The organism is Bradyrhizobium sp. MI1.7 (assembly GCF_055811795.1).
Map to the genome: position 1 here is coordinate 1 of NZ_JBVVPO010000008.1, position 14,586 is coordinate 14,586.

Here is a 14,586-nt window from a genome sequence, read left to right on the forward strand (position 1 = left end):
CCCCCCCCCGCCCCCCGCCCCCCGCGGCTTCCTGTGGTTTTTTCTCCCCCCCCTTTGGGGGGTTGGGGGGGGCGCGCCGGCGCCCCCCCCCACGGGCGAGGGGTCTCTCTCCGCACGTACCCATCTTGCATTCGTACTTGCGGAGGTAACCCCTCATCCGGCGCTTCGCGCCACCTTCTCCCACAAGGGGAGAAGGAAGAAAGACGCCTTTCAGGCGCTGCTGCCCTTGAGCCGTTCGTTGCGCCGGCGCAGGCCTTCCAAAGTCGCGAGGAGGATGACCGATACTGTCGTCAAGATCACCGCCGCCGCCGTAATGGTCGGACTGATGTTCTCGCGAATGCCGCTGAACATCTCGCGCGGCAGCGTGCGCTGCTCCGGGCCTGCCATGAACAGCACGATCACCACCTCATCGAAGCTGGTCGCGAAGGCGAACAGCGCACCCGACGCCAAGCCGGGCAGGATCAGCGGCAGGATCACGCGGCGGAACGCATAAAGCGGCGAGGCGCCGAGTGAGGCGGCGGCGCGTGCCAGATTGGTGTCGAAGCTTTGCAGCGTCGCGCCGACCGTGATCACCACAAAGGGCGTCGCCAGCGCGGTGTGGGCCAGGATCAAGCCGAGATAACTGCCGGTCAGTCCGATCGGCGCGAAGAAGAAATACAGGCCGACCGCGGTGATGACGCCGGGCACGACGACCGGCGACAGCACGAAAGCCAGCACGAGCGGTTTGAACCGGCTCTTCCACTGCGCCAGCCCCAGCGCAGCCAGCGTGCCAAGCACCATCGACAGCAGGGTCGAGGCGACGCCGATGATCATGCTGTTCTTCAGCGAATTCATCCAGCGCGGCGAATTGATGAAGTCGTCGTACCAGCGCAAGGAGAGGCCCGGCAGCGGATAGGTGAGGTACGAGCCCGAGCTGAAGGACAGCGGCATGATCGCAAGGATCGGCGCGATCAGGAAGATGAACACCAGCGTGGAGATGACGATGGTCGCGGTCCACGCGATACGCTGGCTGGGCGTGCGGAGGGAAGAATGATCGCTCAATTCTTCATTCCTCCCGTGACCTGCTGCCCCTGCACCAGCTTGCCGTAGACGAGAGCGAGCAAAAGAGTGGCCAGCAGCAGCACCGCTCCCAACGCCGAAGCAAGGCCCCAATTGGCCGTCTCGGTCGTGTAGAGCGCGATGAAGTAGCTGATCATCTGATCGGCGGCGCCGCCGACGAGGGCCGGTGTGATGTAGTAGCCGAGCGCCAGGATGAAGACGAGCAGGCTTCCCGCGCCGATGCCGGGCAGGGTCTGAGGCAGGTAGATCCGCAGGAAGGCAGTGGTCGGTGGCGCGCCGAGCGAGGCGGCGGCACGCATGTACGCAGGCGAGATCGCTTTCATGCTGCTATACAGCGGCAGGATCATGAACGGCAGGAGAACGTGGGTCATGGCCACGCAGACACCGAAGCGGTTGTAGATCAGCCGCAACGGCTCGTCGATGATGCCAAGCCAGTGCAGGCTGTCGTTCACGACGCCCTTGCTCTGCAACAAGACGATCCAGGCGCAGGTGCGGACCAGAAGCGACGTCCAGAACGGCAGCAGGACGAAGATCATCAGCAGGTTCGACCGGCCCGGCGGCAGCGTTGCCAGTAGGTAAGCGACCGGGAAGCCGAGGATCAGGCAGAGTACCGTGACGCTGAAGCTGATGAGGAAGGTGCGGGCGAAGACGTTGCGGTAGATCGCCTGGTCTGATGCGGCCGCGACGATCGCACCATCGACGTTCCGCGTCAGGTCGAGCGCCGCCAGCAGATAGAATCCGGTCACCGGGCCACCGGCATCCTTGATCGTCGTCCAGGTGGCCCGTTCGCGCCAGGCCGGGTTGATCTTGCCCAGTGTCTCCCTGGCGGTGCCGGGCTCCGGCTGCGCCTTCAGATTACGTGCCGTGCTGGTCAGGATCGTACGAAAACCGTTCAGGGCGTAATTGAGCCGCTTGGCCGCGATGGCGATGATGCCGGAAGCGCGCGCCGCCAGGATGTCGCTTGCCAGCGCTGCAAAGGCCTTTTCATCCGGCAGGTCCTTGCCTTCCCAGCTGGCGAGAGCAGCGATGGTTTGCGGCAGAACCTGACGCACCTCGCGGTCATCGACCGCGCGCCACAGCATGCCGGCGATCGGGCCTGCGAAGGTGAAGAGCAGGAAGACGAGAAGCGGCAGCACCAGCGCCAATGCCTTGACCTGACGTGTCCGCTCCGCACGCCGCAATCGGCGCTTGAGCGGCACCTCGGTCGACGCATTGGCGCCGGTCAGGAGCGAGGCCGTCATTGGTCGAGCCTGGTGGGGCGCGCTATTTCGCGGCCCATTTGTTGAAGCGCTCGGTCAGGCGGTCGATGTTCTCGAGCCAGAAGCCAACGTTGATCTCGACCGCGTTCTTGATGTTGTCAGGCGCTGTCGGCAGGTCCTTGAGAACGGCGGGCGCGAGGAGGGCGGCTGCGTCCTTGTTCGAGGTGCCATAGGCGATGTTCTGCGACAGCTTTGACTGGTTCTCCGCCTTGCCCGCGAAGTCCAGGAACTTGTAGGCCGCGTCCTTGTTCGGGCTGCCCTTCAGGATGACCCAGCTGTCGAGGGTGAAGAGCGCTCCGTCCCATACGATGCCAAAATTCTTCTTGTCGTTCTTGTTCGCGGTGTCGATGCGGCCATTGTAGACCGAGGTCATCGCCACCTCGCCGGAGGCGAGCAATTGCGGCGGCTGGGCGCCGGCCTTCCACCAGACGATGTCGCCCTTGATGGTGTCCAGCTTCTTGAACGCGCGCTCGACGCCCTCGTCGGTCGCCAGCACCTTGTAGACGTCCTTCGGTGCGACGCCGTCGGCCATGAGGGCGATCTCCAGCGTGGTCTTCGGGCCCTGACGCAAGGCGCGCTTGCCCGGAATCTTTTTGGTGTCGAAGAAGTCGGCCCAGCCGTTGGGGGCGTCCTTCAGCTTGTCCTTGTCGTAGCCGAGAACGAAATCGTAGAGGATGGCGCCGACGCCGCAGGGATTGACCGACGGCGGTATATAGGCGGCCTCGCCGCCGATTTTGGAATAATCCATCTTCTCGAACAGGCCTTCCTCGCAGCCGACCGCGAGTTCGTCGCTCTCGACCTGGACGAGGTCCCAGGTGGCGGCACCACCCTGCACCTTGGCGCGCAGCACGCCGACGCCGCCGTCCCAGGACTCGTCGTTCATCGCGACGCCGGCTGCTTTCTTGAACGGCTCGAAATAGACCCTCTTCTGGGCATCCTGATAGGCGCCGCCCCACGACACGACGGTGAGGTCACGCGCCTGCGCGACCGTGGCCAGCGCGGCGCTGGCGCTGAACGCCACGGCGAACCCCAGAGCAATCTTGCCAGTCTTGCGCTTCAGCATGGTCCTTGTTCCTTCTTCATCTGCGTTGCGTTGAGGTTGATCGATGCCGGTCCGGATCAGACGGGATCGAGGGCCAGGCAGTCCTCGGGACGGAAGGTGATGAATACGCTTTCACCAGATCTTAGACTGCCATGTCTCAATCCGTCATGCGTCCCCGGCTGAAGCTTGACCATGAACTCCCCGTTGCCGGCGACATCGAGCACGGCCAGTGCGTGGTCGCCGAGATAGATGGTGTTCTGCACCTTCGCCGGCAGCCGGTTCGGTCCCTCGCTGGAGGTGCCGTCCGGGATGATGGCGATCCGCTCCGGCCGCACCGACAGGGAGGTCGACGCGCCCGCGCCGGATACATTGACCGCCCGTGCGGTCACGGCGCCGCCACCAGCCAGCGTGACGCGGCAATAGTCCTTCTCGATCGTCTCGACGGTGCCGGACAGCACGTTGTTCTCACCGATGAAGTGAGCGACGAAGCTGTTCACCGGATGCTCGTACAGCGCGTCGGGCCGGTCGATCTGCTGCACGATGCCGTCGTTGAACACGGCGATGCGATCCGACATGGTGAGCGCTTCGCTCTGATCGTGGGTGACGTAGACGACGGTGATGCCCATCGTCTCGTGCAGCTGCTTGATTTCCAGTTGCATCTGCTCCCGCAGGCGCTTGTCGAGGGCGCCCAGGGGCTCGTCCATCAGCACGAGCTGCGGATTGAAAACCAGCGCGCGGGCCAGCGCCACGCGCTGCTGCTGACCGCCGGACAGCTGCCCGGGCCGCCGGTGCGCCAGGGTTTCCATCTTGATCATGCGCAACGCCGCGTTGACGCGTTCCTGCGCCTCGGCCTTGGCCGTGTTGCGAACGGATAGCGGGAAGGCGATATTCTCCGCGATCGTCAGGTGCGGGAACAAGGCATAGTTCTGGAACACCATGCCGATGTCGCGCTTATGCGGCGGCACGTTCTTGATCGGCCGTTCGGCGAGGTAGATTTCGCCATGGGTTGGAACCTCGAAGCCGGCCAGCATCATCAGCGTGGTCGTCTTGCCCGAGCCCGACGGACCGAGCAGGGTGACGAACTCGCCCTTCCTGATTTCGAGATCGAGGTTCTTCACCACGAGGTGCTCGCCATCGTAGGTCTTCTGAATGCCGGAAAAGCGCACCAGCGCCGGCGCAGGCGTGACCATGCCGGCTTCCATGTTGTCCTCGCGTTGTCCCCTGCAGTGCTGTCAGCACCTCGTTCGAGGTTGCGAGAAACAGCTTAGCATCCTCCGACGAGAATGCCAGCGGCGCAAGCGACGCGCGCGGGTCCGGCGAGTGAAGACGCGCTACATCCCCGACAGCTTCGTCACGTAGACGTTCAGCGAGCCGCCGGCTTCGGCGACGATGCGCAGCGTCTTGGAATCGAAGGCGATGTCGGCGAGGGTCAGGCTGTCGATCTTGGCGTCGACCTTGAGGCCATCCTCGCTCTTCTGGTAGTCGGCGATCGCGGCCGCGATCTTCTCGCGCGCATTGGCGGCGATCGGCTTCAGATCGAGCGTCGCCTTCTGCACCAAGGCCTGCTGCATCTGCGGCACCACCGCGCGTGCGGCCGCGCCGAGCAGGCCGAAGGCGGCCTCGGATTCCACCGCGAGCTGGATGTCGGCGAGCCGCAGCGTCTGCTGCGCCTGGTCGAGCATCGGCCGGCCCCAGATGTGCACGGTCGCTTCGGCGCCGAGACCGAGCCAGCTCTTCTTCTCCTTGGCACGCACCAGCAGCGAGATCAGGAGACGATCGCCTGACGGCACCACGTTGACGCCTTTCACGGTGACGTCGACCGGGCCGGAGCCGTCCTCGGGATAGGTGTGGCCGACCATCTGCGCCGCGATCAGCTTGTTGATCTCGGTGAAGGGCACGTCGATCGGCACGCCGATGTTCACGCCGGTGCCGGTCGGCGGCACGATCGAGATCTTGTCGGGGAAGGGACAGTCCGGCTTGGTCGACGTCGAGGTCACGCGCGTCTCGAGCTCAAGGCCGAGCAGCAGCGTCACGTTCTGCGCGTCGACGCGCGGCTGCGCCGCGATGGCACGGGTCGGTTTCATCTCGAGCCAGAGCGGCGGCAGCGAGGCCGAGGAGCCCGAGCCCTGCAGCGGGATCGAGCGGCAGGCCTTGGCCCATTGCAGCTTCGCATTCTCGCGCAGCGAGGGATCGTTGCGGATGCGCTCGGAGACGATGTTGATCTGCTCGCCGACATTCTTGTCGATCAGCGGCTTCACCTGCGCCGGCACGTTGACCTTGGCGCCGGAGACGTTGAGGTTGGTGTCGCCGAGATTGACCTGGGCGCCGAGATTTGGCTCGAGATGCCAATTGGCCGCGAGCTTCGGGCGCGAGGTGACGACCACGTTGCCCTTGATCTCGGCGCTGGCGTTCAAATTCTTGATGTTGACCGCGCCGATCCGTTTCGCTGCGTCGCCGCCGAGCACGCTGCCGAGCGCGTCGCCGAGCGCGCCGGTGGCTTTCGACGACAGCGAGCCCGTCACGTTCAGCTTGCCATTGAGCGGCGTCGAGATCGTCAGCACGTCCTTGTCGCCGGCAGCCGCCATCGGCCCGCGCACGGCGGACCAGCCGATGTCGGCATTCTCCAGGATCTGCGAGATTGGATTATCGGCCTTGCCGGCGAAATTGCGCGGCGCGGCTTTCTCGGCCTGTTCGCGGATCGCCGATATCGCGATCGCCACCGGCGCCACCACGATCGAACTCTTCGCGACCGGCGGCAGCGGCGGCAATTGCGCGACCGGCGGCGCAGTCGTCGCCGCGCGCGGCGACAGCCAGTCCATCGCCTTCAGGCTGACGAAAAACGACGCCGCGAGCACCGCCACGGCGATCAGGACAGTCTTCAAGTTCAGCGTCAGTCGCATCAATCCCCCAAGCCACCCAGGGTCGGAAGTCTACAGGGCAGGCGAGGGGGGCGCTAGAGCGCACCGGTGGGGTGGAATTGGGGCGAACAGATTAACGGTTGCGGCAGCATCGGTGCCGCGCATCCGTCATCGCGCACCTTAGCTGCGCCGCGGGCGGCGAACCGCCCTCACATTGCCGCGATCGCCACCGCCGCAGAAGAAGCGGTCGCCGCCGTCGGACTCCAATCCTGACACCATCGTCCCGGCGGGCAGGTCGAGCTGCTCCAGCACCTTGCCGGTCTCGGGATCGATCCGCCGCAAATCGCTTTCCTCGCCCTCCCAGGTGCCATGCCAGAGCTCGCCGTCGACCCAGGTGACGCCGGTCACGAAGCGCTTGCTTTCGATGGTGCGGAGGATCTTTCCCGTCTCCGGATCGACCTGATGGATCTTGCGCTCGCGATACTGACCGACCCACAGCGAGCCCTCCGCCCAGGCCAATCCGGAATCGCCGCCGCCGCCCGGGGCCGGAATCGTGCTGATCACCTTGCCGGTGGCGGCGTCGATCTTCTGGATGCGATCCTCGGCGATCTGGAACAGGTGCCGGCCGTCGAACGCCGTCCCCGCATGCGCGGCGACATCGATGCAGCGTGCGATCTTGCCGTTGGCCGGATCGACCGCATTCAGCTTGTCGCCGGATGCGAACCAGACATGGGTGCCGTCGTAGGTGACGCCATGCACGGCCTCGACACCCGCAAAAGGTCCGTACTCCCTGACGATCTCGGCGGCGGAACGCTTCATGTGCTTGATCCCTCTGATGTGATCCAACTTACGCCTTCAGGAGCGGTCCGGGGAGTAACAAGCCTGTCGGGAAACCCGGGACGGGCGGGGTCATCCAGCGCCGTGCCCGGCCGTGTCCGAACGATTGCACCTTGTTCGACCGCGCCAGCTCTTCGAGGGCCCGCTGCACGGTGCGGGCGCTCGTCCCCAGCGCCAGCGCGAGCGCCGAGCTTGACCAGGGCTCGCCGTCGGAGAGGACGGCGAGCACCGCGGCGTGCTTCTCCTCGACGGGACGTGCCAGCACGAGGACGTCGCGCGTCTTGCGCGGCGCCAGCACAAAACCCTGCTTCGTCGCGCTGATGTCGGCCAGCGGCTTGAGCTGGGTGCGGAGCCGCCCGATCTCCACGCGCAACCGCGCGCGATGCGATTCGTCGGCGTGCTTCGCCCGGAACGCGCCTGATATCAGCGCCTCTCGCGAGACATCGGCGGGCCATGCCTGCGCCAGGAGGCGGGCGAGCGCGAACAGCACCGGGCGCGTTCCGAGCGATACGACGCGGCCTTGCCTGCGCAGGGCATGATGAAAGGTGTCCACGACGAGCGCCGTCGAGGTCGCCAGTCTCTCGACCTCCCCGAGCAACAACGGATGCTCGCTGCCGCGCGCGATCAGGCGCGCCGCCGGCGTGTCGAGGATCAGGTTCGCGTTGTCGACCTCGGCCACGAGCGCCGGGATCTTCGCCTGCCGCGCTGCGTGAGCCGCGCGGTTGAGCGCCGCGCGCGCATCTTTCGCTCTCAGTCGTCTGATGGCGATGCCGGCGACCACGAGCTCGCGGACGACCTGAGAGGCAGGCGGGAGCGGGGAGGGGCTGAGCTCGGCCAGCGTGCGCTCGGCTTCGTCGAGCTGCCCGACGAGGAGGAGGCGGCGCGCCTCGATGTGGCCTGCATGAGCTGCATTGGCGAGATCGCCGTGCTGTTCGAGCGTCGCGCGGGCCGCTGCGAGCGTTTTCACCGGCCAGCTCAGGTCGCGCGAGACGAGCGCGATCTCGGCTTCGGCCACCACGCATCTTGCGCGCGCCACCGCCTCTCTCGGACCGAACGCGCGCGCAGCGCTCCGCAGCAGCGTCTTCGCCTTCGCGAGATCGCCGAGCTGCGCCATCGCGATGCCGCGTAGCGCCAGCGACGGTGCATCGTTGCGCAGCGCAACGCGGTTCAGCGCGCCGAGCGGATCGCCGGCCTCAAGCGCGCGCGCGGCGGCCGTGATCAGCGAGTCCATTCAAATCCCGCCACACTTGTTACTCCCTCCGCGCAACCGCTTGGTGCCAGAAATCGTTGACGACCGACAATGTGCGGTGAGGGTCGAGCGGTTCCGCGTCCGTCGTAGCGCGACGCGGAATGACCGCCCGGGCAAGAGGAATGGAGAGCCATGATGACATCAGCAGACAACGCAGGAACTAACGGACAGGCCGCCATGCAAACACCGCCGGTGGTGTCGCCGCAGGACTGGGAGGCCGCCCGTCAGCAACTGCTCGTGAAGGAAAAGGCGCATACCCGTACCCGCGACGCCCTCGCCGCCGAGCGCCGGCGCATGCCGTGGATGGAAGTCACCAAAACCTATGCGTTCGAGGGGCCCGGCGGCAAGATCAGTCTGGTGGATCTGTTCCAGGGCCGGCGGCAGCTGATCGTCTACCGGGCCTTCTTCGAGCCGGGCGTGCTCGGCTGGCCCGATCAAGCCTGCCGGGGCTGCTCCATGGTGGCCGACCAGGTCGCCCATGTCTCGCATCTGAACGCCCGCGACACCACGCTCGTGTTCGCCTCGCGCGCGCCCCAGGCCGACATCATCAGGCTGAAGCAGCGGATGGGCTGGACCATGCCCTGGGTCACCGTCACCGACAGTTTCGACGCCGATTTCGGCGTCGACGAATGGCACGGCACCAACGTGTTCTACCGCGACGGCGACCGCATCTTCCGCACCTACTTCATCAAGAGCCGCGGCGACGAGCAGATGGGCGGCACCTGGAACTATCTCGACATCACGCCGCTCGGCCGCCAGGAGGTCTGGGAGGACTCGCCAAAGGGCTATCCGCAGACGCCGACCTACAAATGGTGGAACTGGCACGACAGCTACGCGGAAGGCGCTGCGCCCGACAAGAAATGGGTCGAGATCTCGACGGCCGGCGAGAAGGCCTTTCGCGACGAGGCCGCGGAAGGCCGTGACTAGTCCCGCCAACGTGGCCACCGGCGCGAGCCGCGATGGCGTGGTGGCCGCACGCCACCTCGCCAGATGGCTGGCTCTGGCGGCGACGCCGACCTTCGCGATCATGGCCGTGCTGACGGCCGTGCTCGGCGGCCCGGCGGACATGCTGTGTGCCGCCGGGTACGGCTCCGTGCTGAGTGGGATGGTGCCGATGTATCTGCTGATGAGCGCGTTTCATTCAGCGGCATGGCTGAGGCTGATCGCGGAGCGGCGGCGGGCGCGGTAAGCGGTAAGCGGCTTCCGCCGGTGTGAACGCCTCGTCCTTCGAGACGCGCGCAAGAGCGCGCTCCTCAGGATGAGGCTAACTAGCGCTTCGTAGGTTAGTGCAGGTCCTTCGAGGAAAACCTCGAGCCGCGCACTCCGCCCTCATCCTGAGGAGCCCGCCGCGGGTGGGCGTCTCGAAGGATGATGAGATCCGCGCTTTGCCAATTCATGCAGCTCGGCAAAATCTCCGCGCATGAAGGCTTCCTTCTTGGCGCGGCTCCATTTCTTGAGCTTGCGCTCGCATTCGATCGCGTCGGTAATCCGGTCGAACCATTGCGAGAAGACCAGGGTCACGGGCCTGCGTGACTTCGTATAGCCGCCGAACGTGCCAGCGTTGTGCTGCGCGATTCTGAGCTCAAGCTCGGTGCGCGTCGTGCCGATGTAATAGCTGCCGTCGACGCATCTGAGAATGTAGAGGTACGCGCCTTCTGTCATCGTGCCCGCCCCATCCTTCGAGACGACCGCTTCGCGGTCTCCTCAGGATGAGGCTAACTGGCATCCATGACGTGGTGCAAGCACTGTGGACAGATTTGCGGCCACGCACTCCGCCCTCATCCTGAGGAGCCCGCCGGAGGCGGGCGTCTCGAAGGATGCGCCGCAATCGCATCGCAAACCAAAATGCAGCGGTGCACCGTGGCCCGCTACTGTGAACCCGATGTCGCCTGCAGATACGCAACCACCCTAGCCGCGTCCTCCGCGGAGACGCCGCCATAGGGCTGCATCTTGTTGCCGGACACGACCTCATCCGGCTTGACCATGAAGCGGGTCAGCTTGTCCCGGTCCCAGACGAAGCCGGCGTCCTTCATCGACGGAGAGTAGTTGTAGTCCGGCAGCGAGCCGGCCTTGCGTCCCACGATCTTGCTGAGATTGGGACCGAGGCGATTGTCGCCATCCTTCACCGAGTGGCAGGTGCGACAGGAATTGTTGAAAGCCTGCTGGGCCGCCTCGTCGTTCGCCGGCTGCTGGGCGAGCGAAGGGGGCGCTGACAGGAGCAGCGTCAATGCGCCGGCACCAACGATCGAGCGCAGCCATGGACCTGGCGACCTTTGCAGGCGTGATCGCATCCGCGCCTCCGAACAGTGCTTCTCCAGGCGAGGCCGCCCGGAGAGCATGATGCAAACGAAAACGGCCCCGGTGGGTTCCGGGGCCGTTTGCGTCACAATGTCCTGTCGCGTTAGCGCGTTGCGGCGCCGAGATCCGCGCGGCGTTCCGTCATCGGCAGCACGATCACCTTGGTGCCGACGTTGACGCGGGAGTAGAGGTCGGTGACGTCGTCGTTGGTCAGGCGGATGCAGCCGGACGAGACGTGCTTGCCGATCGTGTCGGGGGCGTTAGTGCCGTGGATGCGGTAGATGGTGCCGCCGAGATACATGGCGCGCGCGCCGAGCGGGTTGCCGGGGCCGCCGGCCATGTGGCGCGGCAAATAGGGCTGGCGGGCGATCATTTCCGGCGGCGGGGTCCAATCCGGCCACTCGGCCTTCTTGGTCACCGACTGTACGCCGGACCAGGTGAAGCCGTCGCGGCCGACGCCGATGCCGTAGCGAACGGCCTGGCCGTTGCCGAGCACGTAATAGAGATAGGTGTTGGGCGTATCGATGATGATGGTGCCCGGCGCCTCACGCGTCGCATAGGAGACGGTCTGGCGGCGGAAGCGCGCCGGCATCTCGACCGCATCCTGATCCTCGGACGGCGCGGCCTGGTAAGGCGTCGCCTGATAGGGCTGGTAAGGCTGCGGCGCGGCCATCGGCGGCAGCGGCTGGAAGAAGGGGAAGAGCTGCACGGGCGCAGCCTTCACCGGACCGGCAAATGCGATTGCGGAGATCGCGACGGCGCTGAGCGCAACGGCGCACGAATACGTCTTGAACGTGTCCAGATTGATCATTGATCGCCCCTGTTTGATCGGTGTTTCTTGACCACCGCGGCACCGTTTCGGTGCTCCGTTGCCCAAATCACTAACGACAAAACGTTTCGGGAGCTTTGCGCGGAAAACCGAAAACGGTTTCATGGCGGAAAGGATTTGTTTCATGACGGTTTCGTGGCGGCGCGGACCCGTTAACCAACAAAACAGCGGGCCGACACTTCTGTGACGTCACACGCCTGAAATATCCGTGGTTGATGGTCCTAAGCCGAGAATCATCAAACTCTCGGGATTTCCCCATGCGGGTATTAATCGCGACTGACGCCTGGCATCCGCAGGTTAACGGTGTGGTCCGGACGCTGACCTCGCTGGCGAATGCGGCCAAGGCGCTCGACGTCGAGATCGACTTCCTCACCCCGGACGGCTTTCGGTCCTGGCCGCTACCGACCTATCCGGGCCTGCGCATCGCGCTGCCGAGCGGCAAGGAGATCGCGCGGCGGATCGAGAAGGCCGCGCCGGAAGCGCTGCACATCGCGACCGAGGGGCCGATCGGCTGGGCCGCGCGCGCTTATTGCCGCCGCAACCGCCTTGCCTTCACCACCTCCTACACGACGCGCTTTCCCGAATACATCTCGGTGCGGACCGGTATCCCTGATGCCGTCGGCTATGCCGTGCTGCGCCACTTCCACGATGCCGCCGCGATGACCATGGTGGCGACGCCTTCGCTGCGGCAGGAGCTCTCCGAGCGCGGCTTCAAGCGGCTCGGCTTCTGGACGCGCGGCGTCAACACCGAGCTGTTTCATCCAGACAGCCCGGCCAAGCTCGATTTGCCGGGCCCGATCTTCATGACCATGGGCCGCGTCGCGGTGGAGAAGAACCTCGAAGCGTTCCTCTCGCTCGACATGCCCGGCACCAAGGTCGTCGTCGGCGACGGCCCGCAGAAGGCGGCGCTCGAAAAGAAATATCCGGATGCCGTCTTCCTCGGCGAGAAGAAGGGCGCGGATCTGACCGCGCATCTCGCCGCCGCCGATGTCTTCGTCTTCCCGAGCCTGACCGACACGTTCGGTGTGGTGCAACTCGAGGCGCTCGCCTGCGGCACGCCGGTGGCGGCGTTTCCGGTGACGGGCCCCAAGGACGTCATCGCCGATCATCCGATCGGCGCGATCGACCATGATCTGCGTACCGCGTGCCTCCGCGCGCTCACCATGTCGCGCGAGACCTGCCGTAACTTCGCGCTGGAGCGTTCCTGGGAAAACAGCGCGCGGCAGTTCGTCGGAAACCTCACCTCACTTCAGCCCAGCCGCATCCTGCGCGCCTCGCCGGTCATGGCGCGGCGGCCGGTGCGCGGCTGATCTGCAACGTTTGACCCACAGCGAGAACCTCATCGATGGCTAAGATCATGAACCTTGACGGCACCCAGCAGCTCGACCTCACCCGTGGCACGGTTGAGCAGGCCTATGACCGCTGGGCGCCCGTCTACGATCTCGTGTTCGGCGGCGTGTTCGCCAAGGGCCGGCAGGCCGCGATCGCGGCCACCAACAAGATCGGGGGCCGTGTGCTCGAGGTCGGCGTCGGCACCGGCATCTCGCTGCCGCTCTACGCGCCGCATCTGCGCATCTTCGGCACCGACATTTCGGAAGCGATGCTCGACAAGGCGCGCCAGCGCGTCACCGAGGGCAATCTGAAGAATGTCGAGGGCCTCGCGGTGATGGACGCCGAGAAGCTCGAATTCCCCGACAATTCCTTCGACGTCGTGATGGCGCAATATGTCGTCACCGCCGTGCCGAACCCGGAAGTGGCGCTCGACGAATTCGCCCGCGTGCTGCGCCCGGGCGGCGAGCTGATCATCCTCACCCGCGTCAGCGCCGATACCGGCATGCGCCGCTTCATCGAGCAGAAGCTCCAGCCGGTGGTGCGTCCGCTCGGCTTCCGCACCGCCGAGTTCGCCTGGTCGCGTTATGCGAAGTGGCTCTCCGGTGCCAAGGGCATCGAGCTCGCCGAGCGCCGCCTGATTCCGCCGCTCGGCCATTTCTCGCTGGTGCGCTTCCGCAAGGTCGACGTCGCCAAGGCAGCCTGACCGTCACTCCTTATGGTGAGGAGGCGCGTAAGCGCCGTCTCGAACCATGAAGGCCCGTGCTGATGCAGCTCGGCCTTCATCCTTCGAGACGCGCGTTCCGCGCTCCTCAGGATGAGGGGAGAGAGTAACACGTGCGTCATCGCGCCGCTGCACATCGTCACATGACAAAATGATGATGTCACACGGCCTACATCGAATCCCTGTAAATCCTGAACCCGAAAGCATTTTGGGGGAGAGCATGATCAAGAATTATCTCGAGCAGCTGCGGATCCAGCGCTGGGACGACCATCGCTACTATCACCACAGCCGCATCAATCAGAGCCTGCACTTCGTCAGCGCGCTGAGCTTTCTCTTCGCCTATGTCTGGCTGTTCGTCGATCCCATGATCTCGGCGCTGGTCGGCTGGCTGGTGTCGATGACCTCGCGCCAGGCCGGTCACTTCTTCTTCGAGCCGCACGATTACGACCACATCAACCAGGCGACGCACGAGTACAAGGAAGACATCAAGGTCGGCTACAACCTTCAGCGCAAAGTGGTGCTGATGGCGATCTGGGCGCTGTCGCCGCTGGTGCTGGTTGTCGATCCGACGCTGTTCGGCCTGTTCACGCCCTGGGCGAGCGCGACCGATTTCATGCGGCAGGTCGCCAAGATCTGGCTGGTGATCGGCGGCGGCGGTCTGTTGTTCCGCACCGTGCACCTGTTCTTCATCCGCGATGTCGAGACCGGCCTAGTCTGGATGACCAAGATCCTGACCGATCCCTTCCACGACCTGATGCTCTATCGTAGCGCGCCGCTCGCCCTGATGCGCGGCGAGCTGATGGATCCCGGCCTGCACCTCAACCCCGAGCACACGCTGGGTTTGATCTCCGAGCCCACGCTCGAAGAGCAGCACGCCTGAGCGCGCTGTTCTCACACAACACTCCGATGTCTGATGGTTACGTCATGCCCGGCCTCGTGCCGGGCATCCACGTCTTGGGGATACCTTTAAAGTGACTCAGCGGAGCCCAGCGCTCTCTTCACCTCGCCCCGCTTGCGGGGAGAGGTCGGATTTGCGCGTAGCGCAAAGCCGGGTGAGGGGGGCTCTCCGCGGGGGGGCTGCTAGTGGATCGTTGATCAACTC

General features: G+C 65.3%; 15 protein-coding genes. 5 read left to right on the forward strand and 10 right to left on the reverse strand.

Annotated elements, in window-relative coordinates; genetic code table 11:
- Positions 1–210: 210 nt before the first annotated feature.
- The 7 genes from AC0L3X_RS10520 to AC0L3X_RS10550 all read right to left on the reverse strand — a co-directional run bounded on the left by AC0L3X_RS10520 (position 211) and on the right by AC0L3X_RS10550 (position 8,286).
- Positions 211–1,041 carry an ABC transporter permease gene (locus AC0L3X_RS10520; RefSeq protein ID WP_063981501.1) on the reverse strand — a complete coding sequence of 277 codons (831 nt, stop codon included), beginning with the start codon at positions 1,039–1,041 and terminating at the stop codon, positions 211–213.
- Complete coding sequence (locus tag AC0L3X_RS10525) at positions 1,038–2,300, reverse strand: ABC transporter permease (RefSeq protein ID WP_354095473.1); 1,263 nt, start codon at positions 2,298–2,300, stop codon at positions 1,038–1,040. Before AC0L3X_RS10525 ends, AC0L3X_RS10520 begins: the two co-directional genes overlap by 4 nt.
- Positions 2,301–2,322: 22 nt before the next feature.
- The gene (locus AC0L3X_RS10530) at positions 2,323–3,381 is read right to left on the reverse strand and encodes an ABC transporter substrate-binding protein (protein WP_063981502.1); all 1,059 of its coding nucleotides are present in this window, start codon (positions 3,379–3,381) and stop codon (positions 2,323–2,325) included.
- Between the two features lie 56 nt (positions 3,382–3,437).
- A complete protein-coding gene (locus AC0L3X_RS10535; RefSeq protein ID WP_063981503.1) occupies positions 3,438–4,562 on the reverse strand; it encodes an ABC transporter ATP-binding protein in 1,125 nt (374 codons plus the stop codon).
- A 129-nt stretch (positions 4,563–4,691) separates the two neighbouring features.
- A complete protein-coding gene (locus tag AC0L3X_RS10540; protein WP_063981504.1) occupies positions 4,692–6,260 on the reverse strand; it encodes a DUF4403 family protein in 1,569 nt (522 codons plus the stop codon).
- Positions 6,261–6,398: 138 nt separating this feature from the next.
- Positions 6,399–7,037 carry a Vgb family protein gene (locus AC0L3X_RS10545; RefSeq protein WP_063981505.1) on the reverse strand — a complete coding sequence of 213 codons (639 nt, stop codon included), beginning with the start codon at positions 7,035–7,037 and terminating at the stop codon, positions 6,399–6,401.
- A 28-nt stretch (positions 7,038–7,065) separates the two neighbouring features.
- Positions 7,066–8,286 (reverse strand): hypothetical protein, encoded by a 1,221-nt coding sequence (locus AC0L3X_RS10550; protein ID WP_063981506.1) that lies wholly within the window; start codon positions 8,284–8,286, stop codon positions 7,066–7,068.
- Positions 8,287–8,436: 150 nt separating this feature from the next.
- Here AC0L3X_RS10550 and AC0L3X_RS10555 point away from each other — a divergent pair, with 150 nt between their 5' ends.
- Both AC0L3X_RS10555 and AC0L3X_RS10560 read left to right on the forward strand, forming a co-directional pair.
- On the forward strand, positions 8,437–9,231 hold the full coding sequence (locus tag AC0L3X_RS10555) for a DUF899 domain-containing protein (protein ID WP_063981507.1): 795 nt from the start codon (positions 8,437–8,439) through the stop codon (positions 9,229–9,231).
- Complete coding sequence (locus tag AC0L3X_RS10560; protein WP_063981508.1) at positions 9,224–9,493, forward strand: hypothetical protein; 270 nt, start codon at positions 9,224–9,226, stop codon at positions 9,491–9,493. The genes AC0L3X_RS10555 and AC0L3X_RS10560 overlap by 8 nt, the downstream gene beginning before the upstream one ends.
- Positions 9,494–9,633: 140 nt before the next feature.
- Here the strand turns inward: AC0L3X_RS10560 and AC0L3X_RS10565 are convergent, their stop codons facing one another.
- From AC0L3X_RS10565 to AC0L3X_RS10575, 3 genes are all read right to left on the reverse strand, one after another.
- Positions 9,634–9,966, reverse strand: coding sequence for a GIY-YIG nuclease family protein (locus AC0L3X_RS10565; RefSeq protein WP_063981509.1), 333 nt, complete (start codon positions 9,964–9,966; stop codon positions 9,634–9,636).
- 206 nt (positions 9,967–10,172) lie between these two features.
- Positions 10,173–10,595 (reverse strand): c-type cytochrome, encoded by a 423-nt coding sequence (locus AC0L3X_RS10570; protein ID WP_063986139.1) that lies wholly within the window; start codon positions 10,593–10,595, stop codon positions 10,173–10,175.
- A gap of 110 nt (positions 10,596–10,705) precedes the next feature.
- Positions 10,706–11,413: a L,D-transpeptidase gene (locus tag AC0L3X_RS10575; RefSeq protein ID WP_063981510.1), complete on the reverse strand. Its 708-nt coding sequence runs from the start codon at positions 11,411–11,413 to the stop codon at positions 10,706–10,708.
- A 275-nt stretch (positions 11,414–11,688) separates the two neighbouring features.
- Here AC0L3X_RS10575 and AC0L3X_RS10580 point away from each other — a divergent pair, with 275 nt between their 5' ends.
- The 3 genes from AC0L3X_RS10580 (at position 11,689) to AC0L3X_RS10590 (ending at position 14,364) form a co-directional block, all read left to right on the forward strand.
- Entirely contained in the window at positions 11,689–12,741 is a 1,053-nt protein-coding gene (locus AC0L3X_RS10580) for a glycosyltransferase family 4 protein (protein ID WP_063981511.1), read from the forward strand.
- A 35-nt stretch (positions 12,742–12,776) separates the two neighbouring features.
- Positions 12,777–13,466 carry a class I SAM-dependent methyltransferase gene (locus tag AC0L3X_RS10585; RefSeq protein WP_063981512.1) on the forward strand — a complete coding sequence of 230 codons (690 nt, stop codon included), beginning with the start codon at positions 12,777–12,779 and terminating at the stop codon, positions 13,464–13,466.
- Between the two features lie 238 nt (positions 13,467–13,704).
- Positions 13,705–14,364: a hypothetical protein gene (locus AC0L3X_RS10590; RefSeq protein ID WP_014492925.1), complete on the forward strand. Its 660-nt coding sequence runs from the start codon at positions 13,705–13,707 to the stop codon at positions 14,362–14,364.
- Positions 14,365–14,586: the final 222 nt, after the last annotated feature.

Excerpts from the sequence above, each read along its gene's own strand:
- AC0L3X_RS10550 (WP_063981506.1), bottom strand. The coding sequence starts at position 8,286 with ATGGACTCGCTGATCACGGCCGCCGCGCGCGCGCTTGAGGCCGGCGAT.
- AC0L3X_RS10555 (WP_063981507.1), top strand. The coding sequence starts at position 8,437 with ATGATGACATCAGCAGACAACGCAGGAACTAACGGACAGGCCGCCATG.
- AC0L3X_RS10540 (WP_063981504.1), bottom strand. The coding sequence starts at position 6,260 with ATGCGACTGACGCTGAACTTGAAGACTGTCCTGATCGCCGTGGCGGTG.
- AC0L3X_RS10535 (WP_063981503.1), bottom strand. The coding sequence starts at position 4,562 with ATGGAAGCCGGCATGGTCACGCCTGCGCCGGCGCTGGTGCGCTTTTCC.
- AC0L3X_RS10585 (WP_063981512.1), top strand. The coding sequence starts at position 12,777 with ATGGCTAAGATCATGAACCTTGACGGCACCCAGCAGCTCGACCTCACC.
- AC0L3X_RS10525 (WP_354095473.1), bottom strand. The coding sequence starts at position 2,300 with ATGACGGCCTCGCTCCTGACCGGCGCCAATGCGTCGACCGAGGTGCCG.
- AC0L3X_RS10545 (WP_063981505.1), bottom strand. The coding sequence starts at position 7,037 with ATGAAGCGTTCCGCCGCCGAGATCGTCAGGGAGTACGGACCTTTTGCG.
- AC0L3X_RS10565 (WP_063981509.1), bottom strand. The coding sequence starts at position 9,966 with ATGACAGAAGGCGCGTACCTCTACATTCTCAGATGCGTCGACGGCAGC.
- AC0L3X_RS10530 (WP_063981502.1), bottom strand. The coding sequence starts at position 3,381 with ATGCTGAAGCGCAAGACTGGCAAGATTGCTCTGGGGTTCGCCGTGGCG.
- AC0L3X_RS10575 (WP_063981510.1), bottom strand. The coding sequence starts at position 11,413 with ATGATCAATCTGGACACGTTCAAGACGTATTCGTGCGCCGTTGCGCTC.
- AC0L3X_RS10590 (WP_014492925.1), top strand. The coding sequence starts at position 13,705 with ATGATCAAGAATTATCTCGAGCAGCTGCGGATCCAGCGCTGGGACGAC.
- AC0L3X_RS10570 (WP_063986139.1), bottom strand. The coding sequence starts at position 10,595 with ATGCGATCACGCCTGCAAAGGTCGCCAGGTCCATGGCTGCGCTCGATC.
- AC0L3X_RS10580 (WP_063981511.1), top strand. The coding sequence starts at position 11,689 with ATGCGGGTATTAATCGCGACTGACGCCTGGCATCCGCAGGTTAACGGT.